Source organism: Nocardia kruczakiae NBRC 101016, from assembly GCF_001612965.1.
Classification (GTDB): domain Bacteria; phylum Actinomycetota; class Actinomycetes; order Mycobacteriales; family Mycobacteriaceae; genus Nocardia; species Nocardia kruczakiae.
The window spans coordinates 85214-101546 of the sequence record NZ_BDBL01000025.1; the positions used below are offsets into that span (position 1 = coordinate 85214).

At 69.1% G+C, this 16333-nt stretch carries 9 protein-coding genes; 1 reads left to right on the forward strand and 8 read right to left on the reverse strand.

Annotated elements, in window-relative coordinates:
- The first annotated feature begins 139 nt into the window (after positions 1-139).
- On the forward strand, positions 140-838 hold the full coding sequence (locus tag NK1_RS18760) for a siderophore-interacting protein (RefSeq protein ID WP_063010326.1): 699 nt from the start codon (positions 140-142) through the stop codon (positions 836-838).
- A gap of 73 nt (positions 839-911) precedes the next feature.
- On the opposite strand, the gene NK1_RS18765 is transcribed toward NK1_RS18760, so the two are convergent.
- From NK1_RS18765 to NK1_RS18800, 8 genes are all read right to left on the reverse strand, one after another.
- A complete protein-coding gene (locus NK1_RS18765) occupies positions 912-1217 on the reverse strand; it encodes a helix-turn-helix domain-containing protein (protein WP_063010328.1) in 306 nt (101 codons plus the stop codon).
- 141 nt (positions 1218-1358) lie between these two features.
- Entirely contained in the window at positions 1359-3089 is a 1731-nt protein-coding gene (locus NK1_RS18770; protein ID WP_063010330.1) for an ABC transporter ATP-binding protein, read from the reverse strand.
- Positions 3086-4993, reverse strand: a complete 1908-nt coding sequence (locus NK1_RS18775) for an ABC transporter ATP-binding protein (protein ID WP_084461174.1) — start codon at positions 4991-4993, stop codon at positions 3086-3088. Before NK1_RS18775 ends, NK1_RS18770 begins: the two co-directional genes overlap by 4 nt.
- 22 nt (positions 4994-5015) lie before the next feature.
- Positions 5016-9482 carry a non-ribosomal peptide synthetase gene (locus tag NK1_RS18780; RefSeq protein ID WP_245660656.1) on the reverse strand — a complete coding sequence of 1489 codons (4467 nt, stop codon included), beginning with the start codon at positions 9480-9482 and terminating at the stop codon, positions 5016-5018.
- Positions 9479-11176 carry a condensation domain-containing protein gene (locus NK1_RS18785; protein WP_063010332.1) on the reverse strand — a complete coding sequence of 566 codons (1698 nt, stop codon included), beginning with the start codon at positions 11174-11176 and terminating at the stop codon, positions 9479-9481. The genes NK1_RS18780 and NK1_RS18785 overlap by 4 nt, the downstream gene beginning before the upstream one ends.
- A gap of 13 nt (positions 11177-11189) precedes the next feature.
- Positions 11190-12191: an ABC transporter substrate-binding protein gene (locus NK1_RS18790; RefSeq protein ID WP_063010334.1), complete on the reverse strand. Its 1002-nt coding sequence runs from the start codon at positions 12189-12191 to the stop codon at positions 11190-11192.
- A 62-nt stretch (positions 12192-12253) separates the two neighbouring features.
- Positions 12254-15394 (reverse strand): non-ribosomal peptide synthetase, encoded by a 3141-nt coding sequence (locus tag NK1_RS18795; protein WP_063010336.1) that lies wholly within the window; start codon positions 15392-15394, stop codon positions 12254-12256.
- Positions 15391-16332 (reverse strand): methionyl-tRNA formyltransferase, encoded by a 942-nt coding sequence (locus NK1_RS18800; protein ID WP_063010338.1) that lies wholly within the window; start codon positions 16330-16332, stop codon positions 15391-15393. The genes NK1_RS18795 and NK1_RS18800 overlap by 4 nt, the downstream gene beginning before the upstream one ends.
- Between the last annotated feature and the right edge of the window lies 1 nt (position 16333).

The following is a 16333-nucleotide window of genomic DNA, read 5'->3' on the forward strand; positions in this document are numbered from 1 at the left end:
ACTCCTCACCGGCCGGAAATCGGGCCTCACCACCTACTTCAAAGGCTAGGCTTGCCTAACCTCCAAGCATAGTAGCCCACCCGACCCCAACTGCCGTAGGGATGTGGTTTGGCTAACCTAACCCAGCTACCCTAACCCCATGGGCAAAGGCATCAACGGCGTCATCCTCAAGGCGCTGCGCGCGGACGACTACCGGCTGACCGTCACCTCCGTGCGGCAGATCGGCGACAAGTACCTGCGGCTCGGCTTCACCGGTGGCGGCCTGCTGGCCGACCATCCCGTGCATCCCACGCAGTGGATCCGCATCTGGTTCCCCGACGAGAGCGGCACCTTGCAACAGCGCGGATACACCCTCGTCGACCCCGATCCCGGTAACGACGCATTCGATATCGAATTCGCGCTGCACGGCGGACCGGCCTCGCGGTGGGCCGCTCGCGCCGCGATCGGCGACGAGATCGACGCCACCGTCATGGGCTCGAAATTCGCGGTGCCCGAACCGGTTCCGTCGGAATTCCTGATCTTCGGCGACAGCGCCTCGCTGCCGGCGATCAATTCGCTGCTGGATGCGATCGGTGAGACGCCGGCCCGGGTCTGGCTGGAATGGCAGGAGGAGTCCGAACAGTCGCTGCCGGTGCGCACCGGACCGAAGACCGAGGTGACCTGGGTGCAGCGAGTGAACTACGGCCAGTTGCTGCGGCAGGCGGCCGACTCGGTGACCTGCTCCCCCGACGCGTTCGGCTGGGCCGCCTGCGATGCCGCCACCACGCGCGCGATCACGAAATCGCTGAAAGCCAAACTGCCGAAACACAATATCGCCACCCGCGGCTACTGGCGGTGAGCGCGAGCAGTGGCCACCTGCCCATCCGGCCTGCCATCGACCACCGGCTGCAGCGAGACGGCATCCCGCAACGTCAGGCCGCGGTGGTGAGCGAGATATCGAGTTGCATGCCGACCGCAGTGGCCAACCGCTCGAGCATGTCCAGTGTCGGGATCCGGCCGCCGCCCTCGATCCGGGCGATCGTCGGCTGAGTAGTACCCATGCGACGCGCCAGCTCCGTCTGCGTCAGACCGGCCGCCGTGCGGGCGTCATAGAACAGCTCCGCGAGTCGCAGTGCCAAACCGGCGTGTTCGTAGGCAGCGTCGTATTCGGCACGCTGCTCCGGGGTCATCCGCGCCAGCCGCTGGGCATGAACCTTTTGATAGTTCACAGTGTTCATCGTTCACCCTCTTCGCTCCCGCGATAACGCTTCAGCGCACGGCGTGCGCGCAGCATATTCCTCAAAGGCATATAACCTGGCCAAAGTCATGTTTGGCGAATTCGGCACTGCTACACGGCTTCGCCCCGCGCGGAACGAACCCTAGGCCGACACCAGATGCCAGCCGGTCGCGCGGGAGCGCTCCGACCAGAACCCGGCGTAGCGGCCGCCGAGTTCGAGAAGTTCGGCGTGCGTGCCGCGTTCGACGATCCGGCCCGCCTCCACGAACAGGATCTGATCGGCGTGGGCGATGGTGTCGAGCCGGTGCGCGACCACGACGACGGTTTTGTCCCGCGTCAGTTCGTGGATGCCGCGCACCACCGCCGCCTCGCTGTGCGGGTCGAGGGCGCTGGTCGCCTCGTCGAGCAGCACGATCGGTGCGTCCTTGAGCAGCGCGCGGGCGATCGAGACCCGTTGGCGCTCACCGCCGGACAGTGCCGCGCCGCCCTCGCCCACCGCCGAATCCCAGCCCTCGGGCAACTGGTCGACGATCTCGTCCACCCGGGCGATCTCGGCGGCGCGGCGCACCTGCTCGTCGGTCGCGTCCGGGTTTCCGATGCGGATGTTGTCGGAGATGGTCTCGTCGAACAGGTAGACGTCCTGGAAGACCAGCGACACCTGGCGCAGCAGGGTTTCCGAGGGCTGCCGGCGTACGTCGTGGCCGCCGACGGTGATGCTGCCGGATTCGACGTCGTAGAACCGGGAGGCCAGCTTGAGCAGCGTGGTCTTACCGCCGCCGGACGGGCCGACGATCGCCGTGGTGGTACCGCTCGGCACGGTGAAAGACACACCGTCGACGACCTTTTCCCCCGCGCGGTAACCGAATTCGACATTGTCGAAGACGATCTCGGGCGCACCGGGCGTCACCGGTTCGGTGGCCTCGGCCAGATCGTGCTCGGCCAGGAAGTTCGTGATCCGGTCGGCGGCGTCGCCGGCGCTGCGGATCGCGGTGCTCAGCTGCGCGGCGCGGTTGATCGGCTCGATGAACCGGGAGGTCACCGCGATCAGCGCGATCGTGGCCGGAATGGAGAGGTCGCCGCCGGTCCCCCGGGCCACCACCACCGACACCACGATCAGGAAGACGATCTGCACACACAGTGCGAACACCATCAGCCCCGGCACACTGGCCACGATCATGCGCTTGGACGCGGCCTCCTGGTCGCGCAATGCCCGGGTGAGTGCCCGGTTGCCCGCGCCCACCGCACCGAAGGCCCGCAGCACCGGCTGCGCCTGCGCGAACTCCACGACCCGCGAATTAGCTTCTGCCGCAGCGGCATCGAGCCTGCGGTCGGCGCGGGTGTAACTGTTGTTGGCCCAGCTGCTGACCAGCAGCAACACCGGCAGGCTGACCAGCATGACCAGCGCGATCCGCCAGTCGATGAAGGCGACCCCGATCGCGACGCCCACCGGAACCAGGACCGCGGTCAGTACGGGTGCGAGCAGATAGTTGACGACGCTGAGGATTTCGCGCACGCCGCCGACCACCATGCGGGAAAGGGATCCGGCGTTGGCGGTGGCGAACCAGCCCAGCGGCAGCGTGCTCAGGTGGTCGCCCAGCCGGGTCTGCACGCCGCGCAGCATGCCCACGCCGATCCGCAGACCCACCAGCAACTGCTGATACGAGCAGACCGAGGCGACGACCACCGCGAGCGCCAGCCAGGCGGTCCAGCGCCAGGCGCGTCCGAAATCGCCGTCGAACAGCGCCTGCAGCACCGGAATCAGCAGCAGATAGGCCGCGATCTGGCCCAGCGCGCCCGCGCCGATGAGGGCCAGATGGCGCGGCACGTAGCGGCGCAGGTCCGGCGGAATGAGGGCGAAGATCTTCCTGATCACCGCAGTTCTCCTTCGGAGTCGGAACCGGCCGGCACGCCCACCGACGCCTGATTCTGTTCCCAGAGGCGCTGATAGAGCCCGCCGGCCACCGACAGCGTCGCGTGGTCACCCGTTTCGGCGAGTTCGCCGTTGTCCAGCACCAGAATTCGGTCGACGCCCGTGATGGTGTGCAGCCGATGCGCGATCACCAGCACCGTGCGCCCAGCGACCAGGACCGCGAGCGCGTCCTGGACCGCGGCCTCGGATTCCGGGTCGGCGAAGGCCGTCGCCTCGTCCAGCACCAGCACCGGGGTATCGGCCAAGAGGGTACGGGCGATCGACAGGCGCTGCGCCTCACCACCGGACAGCACCGCGTCGACACCGATTTCGGAGTCGTAGCCGCGCGGCAATTCCAGAATCCGATCGTGGATCTGGGCGGCGCGTGCGGCTCGCTCGACGGCGGCCGCATCCGCGTCGGGCCGGGCCAGCGCGATGTTGTCGCGGATCGTGCCGCGAATCATCCGCACGTCCTGCAGGACGAATCCCACGGTGCGGTAGAGCTCGGCGGTCGAGTATTCGCGAACATCCTTGCCGCCGATCGTGATCCGGCCCGCCGTCACGTCGTAGAAGCGCGGCAGCAGCCGGGCCAGGGTCGACTTGCCGGAACCGCTCGGGCCGACCAGGGCGGTGATGGACCCGGGAGCGAGTTCGAAGTCGACCTCGCGCAGGACGGTGCGGTCGGCGCGATAGCCGAAGCTCACCTGTTCGAACCGGACCGCGAGTCCCGTGGCGGCAGCGTTACCGGCGGCATCCGCATCGGCAGCCTCGTCGCCGTCGGCCCGCACCTCGAGTTCGGGTGTCTGCTGCAACTGGTGCAGGCGCAACGCCGCGGCACCACCCTCGCGCAGCGCCTGTCCGCCGAAGCCGATACCCAGCAGCGCGCTGCCCAGGCCGATGCCGAGCAGCAGGAACGGCAGGATGTCGACCGGATCGGTCCAGCCCAGATCGGCGAAGCCCACGCCCGCGACCACCACGACCAGCATCAGCAGCGCCGGGGTCAGCAGGATTTCGGCGGCCGACTGCAGTTTGGTCATCGGCGTCTTCCACGCCAGCAGGCTTTCGGCGGTGTCGTCGACCGCGCGCTGGAAGGTGCTGTGCGCCTTGCGGGCCCGGCCGAACGCCCGCACCACCTGGATGCCGTCGACGAATTCGATGATGGACTGTTCGATGGCGCGTTCGTTGGTGTCGAAGACGGCGAAGCGTTCCTGATGTGCCTTACCCATCATGGCCGCCAGGCCGCGGGTGTAGAGCACCAGCGGCACCAACAGAATCAGCGTCAGCCGCCAGTCGACGGTGAACAGGTAGATCAGCGCCACCAGTTGCACCGTCACCGCGCCGACGAATTCCAATCGCGCGTGTGCGACCAGATAGTGCAGAGCCTCGACGTCGTCCTGCAGGAACTTCTTCACCTCACCGGAACTGCGGTCGGTGAACCAGCCCAGCGGCACCCGGGTCAGCTTGGCCGCCAGCAGTTGCCGCAGGGTGAGCTGGAATTTCGCATCGACCATATGGGTCCAGACCAGCGCCACGGCCTGCAGCAGGCCGCGCAGCACCAGCACCACGACCGCGGCGATCACCAGCGTCCACACCCGGTCCTTGTCGATCGGCGCGGACAGCAGTTCCCGGCAGGCCGCCACGATCAGGACGAACGGCACCACCGCACAGATCGAGGAGACCACCACGACCAGACTCGCCAGCGACAGCGCGCCGTTCACCGGCGCGAGCACCTGTTTGCGGGCCAGGCCGTCGGCGCGGCGCTGCTGTTTCAGCGCGACCCGGTCGGGTTGCAGCGGTGCGTCGGGCGTGGTCGGCGGTACCTGCCGCGCCGCCTCCGGCTCGGCCGGATCCACGGTCTGAACCGTCATCAGTCCTTCCCTCCCATAGCTGTCACCCTGCCTGTCGCTGTGCACCGAATTCGGACATTCCGGCGGCGAAATCACACAGTATGGTGCGCCAGCGCTCGGCGCGCGCGTCGGCCCCGGCCTCGTCCAGCACCGCCGAGTTCACGTCGATGTGCGCGACCAGAACCGGACGCCCATCCTTCGACACCACCGCGGTGTTGAGGTCGATGGTGAAGCGCAGCGGCAGATCCGGATGGCCGGCCGCACCGAATTCGGCGGTGAGCTCCGGCAACGGCACCGGCGTCCACGGGCCGCTACCGAACTGCAGCACGTCGAAGCGGCCCAGGTGGTTGAGGCGAATCTGCCCGCGCGCGTGCGGGGTTCGATCGTGGACCGGCGCCCGGCCGGTCGCCGGCGTCCAGATCTCGAGTTCGGCCGCCGGCACCAAGGCCGTCTCCTCGACGGTGAACCAGCCGACGCGGCGGGTGTCGTCGCCGGGGTCGCGGCCGTGCGATTCGCGGGTCACCGCGATGCGACCGGTGTCGTCGGCGGTGTCGGCGACCAGTCGCGCACACGCGGCCAGTAACAGATCGTCCAGGGGCACATCGGTGTCCGCGCACCGGGCGAGCAGCGCCTCGGTGTCGTCGGGGCCCAGTTCGACGATTCGCTGGATGGCCTTACCGGCCCGATCGCTGCGCGGATCGGTGTAGCGGCCGCCGAGCGGTGTGCCCAGCGTCGGCGGAATGCCGGTCCCGGTGTCGTCGGCGCCGAATTCCGAAACCTGTTCGGCCCCGGTCTCGTTCACCGCGCCAACACCCTGTTCGAGCCGGCGCAGATCGTCCACGAGAATCAGCCAGGACACCACGTCCACCGCCAGGTGGTGAATCGACAGCACCAGTCGCGGCCGGTCGCCGGGCAACAGGGTCGCGGCCACCATCCGGCCGGCGTCCGGATCCAGCCGTTGCACGGTAGCAGCCAAATGATCTGCCGCACTACGGCTTTCGTCCGGCGCCGCGACGGCGAACGTGGCGGCCGCGCTCGAGCGGTCCTGCGCGATCAGGACCGGCCGTCCCTCGTCGCCGACCTCCAGGCGAGACCGGAGGGTGGGATGGGCGGTGGCCAAGTCCTCGAGCCGTCGCACGATCACCTCGGGCGTGATCTCCGGATCGAGCGAGATCACCTGAGATTGGGCGAGCCAGCGATAGTCGCCGTAGCCGAGGATCTCGTGCGCCAGGGCGGTGAGCGGAAGTACGGTTCCCGCCGGTGTCACCTCGGCATCGGCAAGACCGTCCTCGGACGGTTCGTCCAAACGCTCGGCGAGATCGCGAAGATCGGCCGCCGCGAGCACTTCTCGCGCCGAGACGCGGTAGCCGGCGCCGCGCAGCCGCGACACCAGATCGATGACGCCGATACTGTCGATCCCCAGGTCCACCAGGCTGTCCAGGATGCCGATCCGCGACCCCGCGCCCATCGCCTCGATCAGCGCCAGCAGCGTGCGTTCGGTCTCGGTGCGCGGTTCGGCGCGGGCGCCGGTGCCGTCCGGGCGAGCCAGCAATTCGGTCGCGACGTGCACATCGAGTTTGTCGTTGCGGTTCAACGGAATCTCGTCGACGAACACGATGCGGGTGGGAACCAGGAACTGCGGCAGCCGCCGGGCCAGATCGGAACGCAGCCGCGCGACGGTGCCGTCACCGACCACCAGCGCACCCAGCCGGGTCCGCCCGTTCTCGGTGAAGGCCAGCGCCGCCGCGTGGCGAACGCCGTCGAGTTCCCGCAGCACCACACTGACCTCGTCGGGTTCGACACGGTATCCGTTGATCTTCACCTGCCGGTCGACGCGCCCCTCGTAGACGACGGTGCCGTCGTCGGCTCGGCGCACGAGATCGCCGGTGCGATAACGCCTTTCGCCGCCCTCGCCCGCGACGAAGGCGGCCGCGGTGGTGGCGGGCCGCCGCAGATAACCGAGCGCGAGTTGCGGCCCGGAAAGGTAGAGCTCGCCCTGCCCGCCGGGCGGCACCGGCCGCAACCGGTGATCGAGCACCTCGGCGGTCATCGCGTCGAACGGGCGGCCGATGGTGGGCGCGGCGTGGTCGTGCACATCCGCCATCAGCGCCTCGACGGTCGCCTCGGTCGGGCCGTAGAAGTTGATGACCCGGGTGGTCGCCAGGCCCTGCAGGCGGCGCCAGGTGTCCGGGCTGATCGCCTCGCCGCCGAGGGCGAGCACGGCCAGCGGACAGCGCTCGGCGCCGGTCTCGGGATCGGTGCGGAACAGTCCGGCGGCGATCAGCCGGTTCAGCATGGACGGCGACGTGTCGAAGATGTCGATCCCGAATTCGCCGATGGCGCCGACGATGCGCTCGGCATCGGTGCGCACCTCGTCACCCAGCAGAACCACGGTATGGCCGCTCAGCAGGGCGACCGTGGGCTGCCACGCCGCATCGAACCCGGTGGACCAGCCGTGCCCGATGCGCAGCGTACGCCCGGTGGCGGCGGCGATCGGCGCGAAGATCCGCCGCTCGTGATTGCCCCAGTGGTTGAGCAGTGCGCGATGCGATACCGCGACACCCTTGGGCCTGCCGGTCGTACCGGAGGTGAAGACCACGTAGCACGGTGCGTCCGAATGAGGCTGCGGCACAGTGTTTGCCGCAGGATCGACCACATCGGCGACCGGAAACCGGAGGCGGCCGTCGCTGTCCGTGATCCCGTGGCGGCAGTCCACGCCCTGGGCGCGGACCTCGGCCAGGACGTCGGCGCGGTCCGCGTCGGCGAGCACGATGCGCGCACCGCTTGTGCTCAGCAGGTAGGCCACGCGGTCCGCCGGTGTGGTCGGATCGACGTGCACACAGGTGGCACCGGCCAGACCGATGGCGAAGGGGGCGTGCAGGACCCGGCGGTCGCGGGGCAGCATGACCGCCACCGCGTCACCGGAACCGATCCCCGCCGCACGCAGCTCGGCTGCCAATGTGCGCACCGCGGAACCGAATTCGGTGAAGCTGTGCTCGCCCGCCGCGTCGACGACCGCGATCCGATCGGCGGCCGCACGAGCCGCGTTGAGCAACGCTTCCGGAACCGTCGCGGCAGAACTCGCCGCACCGCCCGGCACCGTCTGCGCGGATGCAGGGGGGCCCGATTCGACGACGGACGAGCCGGCCGTCTCCTTCGCCGTATCGGAAAACCCTGCCCCACAGTCATATTCAGAGATCAACGTGGCGGGCTCGTCGTCGAGCAGCACATCGACCGCACTACACTGCCGCGCGCTGACGATCCGGGTGGCGACAGCGAGCAACCGGCGCGCCATCCGGTCCGGGTCGAAGGTGGTGAGCAGGTCGGGGCGGGTTTCGACGCGGCAGATCAGCTCGCCGTGTTCCAGTACCGGCACGACGGCGATCGGATAGTGGCTCGGCGAATCGACGCGGCGGGCGGTCATGGTGGCGCCGCCGCCCATCGGCATTCGCGGTGCGACCGCGCCGACCGGTGAGTTCTCGAAGACGAGCAGGCTGTCGAACAACTGCCCGGCCCCGGCGTGGCGGGTGATCTCCGCGATGCCCAGATATTCGTGCGCCCGCAACTGCGCCACCGCGCGCTGCAGTTCGGCGCCGACCTGCGCGGGCGCGCGATCGTCCATCCGCACCCGCACCGGAATGGTGGTGACCAGCGCGCCGACCAGGCGCTCCGCATTCGGCAGCGAGGCGTCGCGACCCGAGGTGGTCTGACCGAAGACCACGTCGTCGCGGCCGGTCAGCCCGGAAAGAATACGTGCCCAGGCCATTTGGAGCACGGTGTTCAGCGTGAGGCCGTTGGCCCGGGCCCAGGTGAGGAGCAGGTCGGTGCCCGCGGCGTCCACCCGCGCCTCACCCACGACGGGCAGGTCGAGATCCGCCGGAGCCGGCGGCCCGAGCATCGGCATCGGCGCCAGACCCTCCAGTGCCGCGGCCCACGCGCGCGCCGAGGCCTCGGTGTCGCGGCTCGCCAGCCAGGCCGCGTGTTCCCGCAACGGCGGAGCCGGGGGCAGCGCCGCGCCCTCCCCGCGGTGCAGGGCGATCAGATCGGAGAACAGCAGCGGAATCGACCAGCCGTCGACGACGATATGGTGTGCGGTACACACCAATTCGTACTCGCGCTCGCCGACCCGCGCCGCGACGACCCGGAACAGCGGGCCGCGGTCCAGATCGAGGCGCCGGCGCGCTTCCTGCCAGTAGAGATCCCGCGCCGCCGCCTCGGGGTCGGGGGCCGAGCGCAGATCGACCTCGCGCCAGCCGATCCGGTCCTCCGAGGTGATGACCAGCACCGGATGCGGTACATCCTCGGCCAGTACCGCGGCGCCCAGATGCGGATAGCGCCGCAGGACGCCGTCGAAGGCCGCGCGCAGTGCCGCCGGATCGGCCAGATTCTCCACTCGCACCGCGAAGGTGACGAGATAGGGGTCGATGCCCTGCGCCATCGAACTGACCGAATACAGCCCGCGCTGCAGTGGCGACAGCGCGACGACGTCGAGAATCTCCACCTCGCTCACCGTGCGGCGAACTTCTTGCCGAGTGCGGCCAGCGCGGCCGGATCCAGACCGGAAGCGCTCATCGGCGCGACCGGGGCGGTCTGTTCGGCGGCCGGGGCCGTTTCGGCCTCGGTCAGCTGTGCGGCCATTTCGTGCACAGCCGGGAACTCGAATACTTTCTGCACGTCCAGCGCATAGCCTCGCTCACCGAGCAGGGTGACCATGCGCAGTGCGGCGATGCTGTCACCGCCCAGGGAGAAGAAGGTGTCGGCGCGGCCGACCTCGTCGTCCGCGTCCAGTTCGAGCACCTCGCGAATGGTGTCGGCGATCAACCGTTCGGCATCGGTACCGGGCTCTCCGCCGAGACCGGGGCCACCGTGGTAGGACGCGTTCCGTTCGAACACCGCCGGAAGCTCGACATCGCGCAACGGATTATCCGAGGCCGCAGCGCAATTCAGCAGCCATCGCTCGATTCCGGCTGCGAGCGCGTCGAATTCGGCACTCCCGGCGAATACGGCCGGGAATTCGAGGGTCACCGACACCTCCTCGGCCCCGGTGACCACGTCGGCGACGACATCCACGCCGTGCGGCCGTGCCACCCGTCGGGCGATCTCGCGCGCATTCGCGCCGGTCACCTCGGTTCGGGTGGTGACCAGGGCCTGGAAGGGCGCACCCGCGGCGACGGCGGCGGCGCCGCGCAGCTGATGCGTGATCCGCTCGATCCGGGCCGCGGCATGGGCGCGCGCGGGCACCGCGAGCTCGGCGACCTGCGCCAGCAGCGCTCGTGGACTGGCAGCCGCGGCGGTGTCGACGCGCAGCACCAGATGGTTGGCGTAGGCGCCGAGCGCCGAATCCTCCTGTGCGCCGGTGCGTCCCGCGTCGGCGATGCCGACCGGCACATCGTTCCCGAGACCCGCCGCGCCCAGCACCGCGGCCAGCGCGGCGACCACCGACAGTTCGACGTCGTGGTCGCCGAAGGCGGCCGCCGGGACCCGCAGGGTGCGCGTCGCGGCTGCCGGACCCGCTTCCGCGACGGAATCAGCGGCCACCGTCACGGTCGCCCGCTCCGGCAGATCGGCCAGCCGATCCAGCCAGTACCCGAGGTCGGGATCGGCGGCGGCATCGCCGACCAGCGACTTCATCTGTGCCATCGCGTAGCCCCGGTACTGCGTCACGGGCTCGGCGACCGTCCCCTCGACCAGTTCCGCGACCAGCAGTTCGAGACTGCGATCGTCGGCGGCCACCGGATGAGCGGTGAGGGACAGGATGTCTCGATCCGGCGTGCGGTGCAGTCTGATCCGGATCGGCAGCTCGCGCACCGGATCGATGCGGTGCGCGGCATCGGAGCGCAGTGCGGCGTCGAGGTCCGCGGAGTCTGTCTCCACCGTCTCGATCACCGTGTCGGGCGCGTCGACGACACGCTGGTAGGGAATCCGCCGATCGTCCGGATAGACCGTGCGCAGAATGTCGTGCCGGCTCACCGCGGCGACCGCGGCCCGGTCCAGATCGGCCGGACCGAGGTCGCCGGTGATCTCCAAGGCCAGAAAGAGATTCGTCGCCGCGACGCCGCGCAGTCGTTCCGGCAGCAGGGCCGCCTGCTGGGCGGGGGACAACGGGATGCCCCGCCCGCCCGTTCGCGACTCCGTCGCGGCCGCGGCGGTTTTCGGAGCAGACGTGGCCGGCGCGGACGTATTCGGCACGGGCGAATCAGACATGGGTAATCAGTCCTTACTTGCCGACGGTCGCGAATGTCGGTTCGAGCTTGTCGAGCAGATACGGCACCGACAGCGCGGTCGGCTGGTTGATGGCGTTGATCGTGATCATGTCCACGAACGAGATGCCGCCCTGGCGCACCGACGGCAGATCCGCGTAGCCGGGTAGCTGGGTGAACTTCTCCTGCAGGCCGGGTGCCGCGCCGCACACCAGCAGATCGGAGGTCAGATCACCGAGCCGTTCCGGCGAGAGCGCCAGCCGTCCGCCCGAGGGCGCCTCGGCGACCAGTTTCGCCGGCATCGTCATCCCCAGCCGCGTGAACACCTGCGCGGAACCGTCTTTCGGATCCGCCAGCACCATCAGCTGGGTCGGCGTGGTGAGCATGCAGGTGAGGAAGGTCTTGCCCTTCAGCCCCGGATGTTTCGCGGCGACCGCGTCGATCCTGCCGTGCACATCGGCGACCACCTTCTCGGCCTGGTCCTGCTTGTGCAGCGCCTTGCCGAGGGCCTGAACCTGGTCCTCCCACGGATCGATCTGCGCCGAGGACAGCGGCCCGATGGTCGGGGCCAGCTTGGACAGTTTGTCGTACATGGCCTTGTCCATCATGTAGCCCGGCGCCACGATGAGATCGGGCTCGAGCGCCGCGATCTGCTCGACGACATCGCCGCCCATGTTCAGGGCCTTGGACTGTTGTGGCAGCGACGGCGGCAGCCACGGCACGGTCATCCCGGCCCCGGCGCCGGGCACCAGATAGCCGACCGGGGTGACCCCGAGCGAGACGGCCGCGTCCAGCCAGGCCGGGCCGAGGGTCACCACACGCTTGGGCGTGCCGTCGACGGTGGTGGTGCCCATGCTGTGCTCGATCGTCACGGCTCCACCGGAATCGGCATCGTCCGAACCGGATCCGCAGGCGGCCACGACCGTCACCAGACCCAGGATCAGCGCCAGCACCGTGGTTCGCAGCACCGCGCCGCGTGCGCGCATACCGCGGCGCGCGGATGTTCGACCTGGGTTCATTGCACAGCTCCTTGTACTTCGCTCCGGGCGACTCGCGATCCCGGCCCTCTCGGAATCGTAGCTTAGGCTAAGCTAACACTGGTCGTCGATGCCTCGACCCGGGCCGCCAGTCCGGCCACGGTCGGAGTGTCGAACAGCGCGCGCACGCCGATCCGCACGCCGAATTCGGCTCGGATCCACGCCAGCAGCCGCACCGCCAGCAGGGAATGACCACCGAGTTCGAAGAACGAATCCTCGGCGCCGATCCGCTCGCGGCCGAACATCCGCCCGAACAACTCCGCGATCCGCGTCTCCACCGCGGTGTTCGGCTCCCGATACAACTCCACCGGCGACCGCTGTGGCAGCGGCAGGGCGCGGCGGTCGAGTTTTCCGTGTTCGGTCAGCGGAATATCGTCGATGATCGCGAAGGCGCCCGGAACCATGTACGGCGGCAGGACCGCCGCGGCGTGTGCGCGCACCGCCTCCACATCCAGTGCGGCGCTGCCGTTTTCGCGGCGTGCGGGCACGAGGTAGGCGGCGAGTACCGTGCCGAGCGTCTCGTCGGCCACCGCGGCGGCCACGCAGTGCGCGACGTCCGGATGGGCGGCGACGGCGGCCTGTACCTCGGCGAGTTCGATGCGGTAGCCGCGCACCTTGACCTGTTCGTCGGCGCGGCCCAGGAATTCGAGTTCGCCGTTGCCGTTGCGGCGCGCCAGATCTCCGGTGCGATAGAGCCGCTGCCCGGGTGCGAACGGGTCGGCCACGAAACGCTCGGCCGTGGCGGCGGGCCGGCCGAGATAGCCGCGCGCCAATTGCGCTCCCCCGAGGTAGATTTCGCCCACCACGCCGGTCGGCACCAGTTGCAGCCGCTCGTCCAGCAGATACAGCGCGACGTTGCGGTTGGGGCGGCCGATGGGCACGATCCCGGTTCCCTGCGGACCCTCCACGGTGAGATGGGTGGCCGAGACGACCGCCTCGGTGGGCCCGTAATGGTTGCGGAGTTCGGCCTCGAAGATGCCGGCGAACCGGTCGGCCACCTCACCGTAGAGCGCCTCACCACCCACCGGAACATGGCGCAGCGCGCGCCACTGGCTCACCTCCGGCAGCATCAGCAGGGTGCTGAGCATGGACGGCACCATATGCAGGACGGTCACGCCGCAGCGCGAAATCAGTTCCGCCACATAGGGTATGTCGTCGAAGGCGTCCACCTTCGGAATCACCAGGCCGGCGCCGAGGGTGAGCGTCACGAAGATGTCGAGCAACGAGGCGTCGAAACTTATCGACGAGGATTGCAGCAGCCGATCCTCGGCGCCCACACCCCACTGCGCACAGAATCCCACGACGTGTTCGGCGATCGCGGCGTGGGAGACCGCGACTCCCTTCGGCGTTCCGGTGGAGCCGGAGGTGTAGATGACGTAGGCGAGATTGCCGGGCCGCAGCGGGCGCAGCCGGTCGCTGTCGCGCGGATCGTGCTGCGGCGAGGTGCGGGCGGCCGCTTCGGCGGCACGCAGATCGCCGGCATCGAGGACCAGCGCCGGCCGCGCATCGGCGAGCAGGAATTCCACCCGATCCGCGGGATAGGCCGGATCGATCGGCAGATAGGCCGCACCGGCCTTCAGCACCGCGACGACGGCGACCACGAACTCCACCGAGGTATTCAGCCGCAGCGCCACCACGTCCTCGGTGCCGATACCCCGCCGAATCAGGTGATGCGCCAGGCGATTCGCGCGCCGGTCGAGGTGTTCGTAGCTCAGTTCGCGATCTCCGTCGCGGGCGTCGACGAGTGCGACCGCCTCGGGATTCGCCGCCACCCGGCGCTCGAACAGATCGACCAGCGTGGTGGGAGCGACGGCGACGAGTTCGCCGTGCGACTGCTCCAGAATTCCCTCGCGGTCGTGGGCCCCGAAGATATCCAGCTCGCCGACGCGACGCTCGGGTTCGGCGATCGCCGCCGCGAGGACACGCACATAGTGGGTGAGGAACTGTTCGACGATGCGGGCATCGAATTCGTCTGCCTGATAGGTGATTTCGACGCGCTCGGGTACGTCGTCAGTGGTGATCACGGTGAGCGACAGCGGCATCCGCGTCGTCGGGCTGCCGATATCGGCCGCCGCGGTCGCGATGCCGTCCAGGGAGAGCGTCGCGGTGCGGCGGATGCCGAATTCGATGCGGGCCAGCTGCTCCAGGCCGTCGCGACCACTGCCCCGCTCGGGGTTGAGGTCGGCGACGACCTGGTCGATCGGCGTGCCGCGGTGCTCGAAAGCCGCTGCGGCGCGGTCGTTCACCACGCGCAGACAGTCGAGGAAGGTGTCCGCCGGATCGACCGTCGTACGCAGGAGCAGCGTATTGCCGAAGTACCCGATTCCGGTGTCGTCGGCGTGCCGCACGGTGGCCGGCACGCACACGAGGAAATCCGTTGCGGCGGTGTAGCGGTGGATCAGCGCGTCGAAGGCGGTGAGAAGTACGACGAACGGCGTGGTGCCCTGCCGGTGCGCGAACTCTGTTACCCGCGCGGGCAGGTCGTCCGGGAGCCCGGCGCGGACATGGCCGGTGCGTAACGAGGGCACGGTCGCGACGACGCGGCCGGGCAGTTCCAGCGGCTGCGGCAAGGGCGACAATGCGTTTCGCCAATACGTGCGATCGGCCTCCGCCGCCGGGACGGGTGCGCCGTCGCGCCGGCTACGCACCGCGCGGTCTTCGCCGGACGCCTGCGCGGTCGCAACCGTGTCGTAGCGCTGACCGATCTCGTCGAGGAAGATCTGCCAGGAGTCGTCGTCCCACGCGATCGTGTGCACCACGAGGGTGAGGACATAGTGCCGCTCACCCGTGCGAATCAACAGACAGCGCAGCGGTGTCTCGGACGACGGATCGAAGGGCCGCCCCGCCTCGCGGCGGATCAGCACCTCGGCTCGGCGCTCGCGACTGGCATCGGCGAGATCGCGCAGATCCACCTCCTGCCAGGACGGCGTCGCGCCGGAACGCACCACCGCCCGCGGCTCGTCGTCCTCGTCGAGGGTGTACATCGTGCGCAGAACATGATGCCGCGCAACGGTTTCGGTGATCGCTTCTCGCAACCGGGTGACGTCCACCGCACCCTCGAGCCGGTGGACCGCGCAGCAGTTGAGTGTGGTGTCCTCCGGATCACGGTTCTGCAGGAACCAGATCCGGCGCTGCCCCGCCGACAGCTCCCCCGCGGCCGGCTCCTGCGCCGACAGCGCGGTCATGCCGGGGCGTCGGTGAGATAACCACCGCGAGCGAAGAATTCGGCGCCGTCGTGCTCGGCGCCGTCGGCGGTCGTCACCCGGGTGACGACCAAACCGAGATTGCCGCCGCGATGTGCGTCCGGCCCGCAGATCACCACGCCACCACCCTCCTGCACGACCACCCGGCCGGGAGTTCCGCCGTAGCGGGCCTGCGACAGGGTGGCGGCGGTGATCTCCACCTTCTCGCCGCGGTAATAGGAGAAGGCCCGCGGATACGGCTCGGACAGCGCGCGCACGAAACGCTCCAGATCCACTGCGTCCCAATGCCAGTCGATGCGGCTGTCGCGCTCGGACCGCTTGTGGAAATAGGTGCGCTCGGCCTTGTCCTGCGGCCGCCAGACCGCGGTGCCGGATTCGATCGCGCTCAGCGCCTCCTGGAGCGCGCCCGGAATCAATTCCATTCCGGCGAGGACGAGTTCGGTGCCGGTGGCGGTCGGGCCGATCGGCAGGGAGCGCTGCACGAGGATGTCGCCGGTGTCGAGCTGTTCGTCCATCCGGTGCACGGTCAGGCCGAATTCGGATTCGCCGCTGATCAGCGCCCACAGCACGGGCGAGAATCCGGTGAACTTCGGCAGCAGCGAATCGTGCAGATTCAGCGTGCCGTGCGGCGGCATCAGATACAGCTCCGGCGGCATCCAGGTGTACCAGCTGTTGACCACGATGATGTCGGGTTCGGCGCGCTTGACCAGATCGATGGTCTCCGCATCGGCGCGCTCGGTCAGGTGGACCGCAATGCCGTGTTCGCGCGCCAGTTCCTCGACCGAATCGGACCAGATGCCCTTGTAGGCGTGTTCGCTCGCGGGGTGGGTGACCGCGAGTACCACCTCATGTTCCGAATCGATCAGGGCCTGCAGCGTTTTACGACCCCAGGTCTGATAACCGAACGACACGATACGCATG